2 protein-coding genes and 1 pseudogene are annotated in these 3,798 nt (G+C 71.1%); all 3 read right to left on the reverse strand.

What is annotated here, in order from left to right; translation table 11 throughout:
• Positions 1–326: 326 nt before the first annotated feature.
• Positions 327–935 (reverse strand): TMEM175 family protein, encoded by a 609-nt coding sequence (locus tag C1I97_RS33090; protein WP_111006720.1) that lies wholly within the window; start codon positions 933–935, stop codon positions 327–329.
• A gap of 377 nt (positions 936–1,312) precedes the next feature.
• The gene (gene tpg / locus C1I97_RS33095; RefSeq protein WP_111006721.1) at positions 1,313–1,870 is read right to left on the reverse strand and encodes a telomere-protecting terminal protein Tpg; all 558 of its coding nucleotides are present in this window, start codon (positions 1,868–1,870) and stop codon (positions 1,313–1,315) included.
• A gap of 9 nt (positions 1,871–1,879) precedes the next feature.
• A pseudogene (gene tap, locus C1I97_RS33100) lies at positions 1,880–3,751 on the reverse strand (telomere-associated protein Tap); the annotation flags it as partial.
• Between the last annotated feature and the right edge of the window lie 47 nt (positions 3,752–3,798).

Consider the following 3,798-nt stretch of genomic DNA (forward strand, 5'->3'; position numbering starts at 1 on the left):
GGTCGAGGGGGTAGGTCGGGGTGTGTGGCCGTGGGCGCCAGGTCGAGCCGCTTGTCCATGTCGAGGCGGAAGGTCCCGTACAGGTTGATGTTCGACCAGCACAGCGCGGTCAGCCCGCGCCGGTCCTCATCCGTGTGTCTCGATGCCCAGGCCGGTTCGGCGAGGACCTGCCTGAAGCAGCAGCGTGTTGACGTGCACGAGAGCGGACTGGAGCAGGTGCAGGGCGAGCATGGAGGTCTCGGCGTGTTCCTTGTCCGGGCCGGTGAGGGCGCCGTCCTTGCCGTAGTGGAGGACCGGAGGCCGCTGCCGGCGTGACGCCGCGAAGGTCAGGGGGCGGACTCGCCCGGGCCCGGGGTCGATCTGTGGGCAATGGTCCGCTCGAGCCTCCGGTCGGGGACCAGCCACATCAGCGCGACGCCGGCATAGATTGCCACCGCGAGCCAGTCGCTCAGGAAGGACAGGCCGATGCCGCTCGCGTACAGCAGCGGCGAGACCCTGCCCTTCAGGTCCCTGCCCACGGCGGCGGCGAGCAGGGACTCTTCACCCTGGTCCCGGATGATCGTCTTCTGCAGTGTGTAGTAGGCCAGGGCAGCGGCGAGCAGATCGATGCCGTACGCGGCCGTGGGGACGGCGGCGAAGTGGTTCTGGCCCATCCAGGCCGTGGTGAAGGGAATCAGGGAGAGCCAGAACAGCAGGTGCAGGTTCGCCCACAGGATCTGCCCGTTCACCCGATCGGTCGCCTGCAGCATGTGGTGGTGGTTGTTCCAGTAGATGCCGAGGTAGACGAAGCTGAGCACGTAGGTCAGCAGCACCGGGAGCGCGTCGTGCAGGGCCGCCCAAGTGGTGCCGTGCGGGGTGGGCAGCTCAAGCACCATGACCGTGATCAGGATGGCGATGACCCCATCGCTGAACGCTTCCATCCGCTCGGTCGGCATGAGCCGATGCTAACGGCGCAGCAGGGCATGTCCGGCCGTTCAGCGTCGACCGGCGAGGACGATCAAGGGGGTGGGCACGAGCCGCCGGAGGATGGCCGGTCTCCTCCGGCACGGCGCCGACCCGTGACTGCAGTTGTCACCGTCGGCGTCCACCCACCTGCGGCTTCGGCCGGGCGAAGCACAGTGGTTGTCACCAGGTCGGCGCGCTACCCGTCACCGGCACCGCGCGAAGCATGGTTGTTGTCACCGGCTGCGGCGCTCCTTGCTGCACAAAGGCCCAGTGATCAGCCCGGCGCACACCGCCCCGGCGGTTGCGGTGACAGCTACCGTGCTTCGGCTCATCGGTCCGGGCTCGCGGGCTGTTCGGGGCGCGGTGGCTACAGGTCGAACTCCACGTGCTCGATGTCCGTGAAGCGGACCTCCTCCAGAGACCCGGCACGGCGACCGCCGTCCTGGAAGTACATCTCCTTGAGCCCTTCGGCGACGATCCGCTGCAACTGCTGATCGCCGGCGCCCGCCTGCTGGGCGTCGAAGAGACGCGCGGCGTACTGCGGCGGAAGCGCGACGGTCAGATGCCGGATCCGGGCGTCGTCGGTCGAGCCGACCGGCGCGGTGTAGCCGAGGCGGGCGCGGGTGTCGATGACGATGCCGCCGGTCGTCGCCGCCTTCTGCCGGGCCCTGGCGCGGATCTGCGGCTGCCACCGCCTCTTCACCTCGCGCTCCAGGCGCGCGGCGAGGTCCGGGCGGGGCTTCTTGATCTGGTCCTTCACGTACCGCTCCACGGTGCGCTGGGAGATCCGCAGCATCCGGGCGACCGGCTTGGTGCCCCCCAGCTGCTTGACCAGGTAGCGCATCCGCGCGGGCGCGCTCTTGGGTGCCGGGCGGGTGAAGGCTTTCTGCACCGCGGCGTCCAGGCCGTCCCCGAACAGGCTCATCGCCCTCTCCTACTCTCCGTTGTCGACGTCGGTGACGGTGCCGTCCTTGATGTAGCGGGCGAGGTTGAGTTCCGGGGCGTTGAACCGCTCGCGGACCTCTTCGCCCCACAGGACGCTCTGGGTGCCCTCGTGCTTGACCAGGCCGGGGTTGATGCCGAGCCTGAAGCCGCCGGGCAGCGGCTTGCCGCCGGGGTAGGGCAGGAAGTCCAGCGGTGACGTCCCGTCGGCCGCGTAGACGACGCAGTCGGAGAGGACCGCGACCGGGTACTGGCCGGTGAACGCCGCATGCTTGACGATCTTGCGGTGCAGGTTGATCCGCGTGCGGGAGATGACCGCCGCGCGGATGTCCGGCCGCCAGGTGGGCCGGGCAAGGGCCCGCCACGGCTCGCCGGGCCGCCAGCCCTCACCGCGGGGCCGCTCGCGCAGCTTGCCCAGGCCGCCCTTGACCGTCGCCTTGACCGCGTCCACGACGATCGCCAGCTGCGGGTCGCGCCCGCGCCAGCCGTCCATCGCCGCGAGGAAGTCGGCCGGCGCCATGTCCGCGTGCACGCCGAGGTCGGCCATCGTGGCGAGGTAGGCGTCGCGCAGCCGGTTGTACCAGCCGTCCAGGTAGCGGCCGTTGTCGTAGCGCACCCACGCCTCGATCGGCGTGACGTCGTAGCCGAGCTCCACCGCGTACGCCACCGTCGGAGTCGCGTACCAGGCCGGGCCCTCAGGGCGCTCGCCCTTCGGCGTGAACGGGCTCGGCAGCAGGCTCGCGTCCAGGTCCGCCCACTTGTCCTTGCCGACCTTCACCCGGGACAGGTCGACATGGGACAGGTCGACCAGCCAGCTTCCGGGGAGTTTCGGGTCGAACACCGGCGCCTTCACGTGCGTCGGCTCGCCCAGGCCGACGACCAGGCCGTTGGCTCCGGCGGCGAAGGCCATGTTGACGTCGATGCCGACCAGGTTGCGGCGCATGCATTCGGCGTCGGTGAGCGGGCGCGCCCAGTCGAAGGCCTCCTCGAACAGCTTCTCGCCGGGGCCGCGCATGTGGAAGCGCGGCAGGTCCTTGAGCAGCGGGTGCCCGTCGGGGGCCTCGCACGGCGCCGGGTCGACCGGATGCTCGCCCAGCGAGCCCGGCGGCTTGGCCTCCGACTTCCGGAAGCCGCCGGTGGCCTCGTCACGAACGGCGTGAGTCGGCGGGTGCAGCGCGGTCATCAGCTCCAGGCCGGTCACGGCCGTGGAACCGCGCGGCGTCATCACCCGCGACGCGTACACGCCCAGGACCCGGGCCAGGTCCGCCGGCGCCAGCTGCGCGGCCCCGCCCCAGTGGCGGGAGTCGAGCGCGTGCCACGACGGGATGCAGAGCTGCACGCAGGCCCGCTCCGAGCCCTGCGCCGGGCGGTAGATCCTCGCCCACGGCCCGAACCCGCGCTTCGTCAGCTTCCACTTCGCGCGGCCCAGCTGCTTGATGACCTTGTGTCCCTCCGGGATCCGCCCGGCGAGCCGCTCCTCATCGGTGAGGGCGACCGGCAGGCCGTAACGCTGCAGCGCGGCCTCGGTGAGCACGAGCAGCGGGTCGGCGTCCTTGCCCGGCCCGGACAGCCTCGGCTGACCGAGCCGCGCCTCGCGCAGTGTCCACTCCACCAGGGCCGGCAGGGACTTGGCGGGCACGTCCAGGACCAGGCCGCCGACGCAGTACGCCAGCACCTGGCCGTCTTCGACGTCGACGACGGCGAGCGGCCCGTTTTCGAACCTCGGATCGATGTCGCCCACCGGGACGTCGGCGGGGACGGCCTTCTGCGCGGCCGGGCGACGCGACGTCGACGACGGCTTGGACGGCCTGGCGGTGCGCGCTGGACGCAACGCGGTCTGCGGAGCAGCGGCAGCGGGGGCAGGGGGCCGGGTGTTCCCTGGCTCTTATACACATCTCCGAGCCCACGAGA

The sequence above is a fragment of the Streptomyces sp. NTH33 genome, assembly GCF_003236365.1.
In the GTDB taxonomy this organism is placed as follows: Bacteria; Actinomycetota; Actinomycetes; order Streptomycetales; family Streptomycetaceae; genus Streptomyces.

Bases quoted from the DNA above. Each gene is read 5' to 3' on its own strand.
- C1I97_RS33090 (WP_111006720.1), bottom strand. From the start codon at position 935: ATGCCGACCGAGCGGATGGAAGCGTTCAGCGATGGGGTCATCGCCATC.
- tpg (WP_111006721.1), bottom strand. From the start codon at position 1,870: ATGAGCCTGTTCGGGGACGGCCTGGACGCCGCGGTGCAGAAAGCCTTC.